At 58.7% G+C, this 1,132-nt stretch carries 2 protein-coding genes (1 of these 2 running past the window's edge); one reads left to right on the forward strand and one right to left on the reverse strand.

Going from position 1 to position 1,132, the window contains the following annotated elements; translation table 11 throughout:
• Positions 1-24 precede the first annotated feature (24 nt).
• Positions 25-867, forward strand: coding sequence for a hypothetical protein (locus VZP09_RS14450; RefSeq protein ID WP_328795236.1), 843 nt, complete (start codon positions 25-27; stop codon positions 865-867).
• A gap of 70 nt (positions 868-937) precedes the next feature.
• On the opposite strand, the gene sseB is transcribed toward VZP09_RS14450, so the two are convergent.
• Positions 938-1,132, reverse strand: the 3' end of a protein-coding gene (sseB, locus tag VZP09_RS14455) for an enhanced serine sensitivity protein SseB (RefSeq protein WP_328795237.1). 588 nt of this gene lie beyond the right edge of the window; only the last 195 of its 783 coding nucleotides appear in the window; its start codon lies off the right edge, out of view — the gene reads right to left on this strand; the stop codon is at positions 938-940.

A 1,132-nucleotide genomic window follows, 5' to 3' on the forward strand; every position in this document is an offset into this window, starting at 1 on the left:
CTGATGTCACCACAAGGAGTGAAAATGGCATTAGTCTCTAACCCACATTCGGCTTATTCACCGCGCCTTCCCTGGCAGGGAGGTATAGCTGGCCTGCTGGCAGGCGGCGCGATCCTTTATTTTTGGCCGCAATGGAACCGGACATGGCTAAGCCTGGTGCCTGCGCCAGTCTCCGTGTATACCCGCTTTCTCGGGGTCACTCTGGAAGAGGTCCCACTGATCACCTATGGTCACCAGGCGCTGCTGGGTTTTCTGATGGTGCTGCTCGCGCCCGGTTACGGTAAGTCGACCCTTGCCGCGTGGATGATGCATAACCCAGCGTCAAGCCGGCGCTGGCCCGGCGAGGTATTCCGTGCCTGGGTCACAAAATTTGGCCTGCTGGTCATGGTCTTTTGCAATCTGTTCTTTTTGTCCCGGGTCCCATCCGGAACCCTGGCGTTATATATTTTTATTCTCCAGCACATCAGCGTTGCCGCGGCGGTGGCGTCAGGGGTGCTGCTCCTGCGTGACGCCCGGCGCCTGGCCCGCACGTTCGACGCTCAGCTGGCGGACCTGCGTCTTCTCATGATACTTACCCTCGGGTTCCAGACGATTTTGCCGGCGCAGATCGCGCTGATGAGCGCCCGGGGCGTGAATACGCCGCTGGGCTGGTACATTGTTATCGCGCAAATGGCAGGGGTGTTACTGGCGTTTATGCTGGTCGGCGGGCTGGTGGCAGCGCTACGTTCTCTGCTGGGCGAAGAGAGGTGCCGGGCCTGGCGCGGGGATATGGCGCTCTTCAACGGCATTGTCACACTGTGCGTGACGGGATTTCTCCTCTATCACATGGTGTCTGCCTATCCGCGAATCTTTGCCGCCCTGCATTAGCTTTTGCCACCCCGCTTTTGTGCCTCGAACTGGAAGCAGAAAGAAACAGCGGGGGCTGCCGCCCCCGCTGTCAGATAATGCGGTTCTGCTTAAAATCGCGCAGGAAGCTGCCCCAGCGCTTTTCATAGAACGGCGTGATATGGGCAATCATAAAGTGGCTGATGCCCTTCTCGCCTTCCACCACCTGGCAAATATCGATCGGTTCGTCGCCTGGCAAGGTATCGGTGGCCACGCTGCCGGTGGTCTGGATAATGGCTTCAATATC

Source organism: Klebsiella sp. EMBS2024, from assembly GCF_036233805.1.
In the GTDB taxonomy this organism is placed as follows: domain Bacteria; phylum Pseudomonadota; class Gammaproteobacteria; order Enterobacterales; family Enterobacteriaceae; genus Klebsiella; species Klebsiella pneumoniae.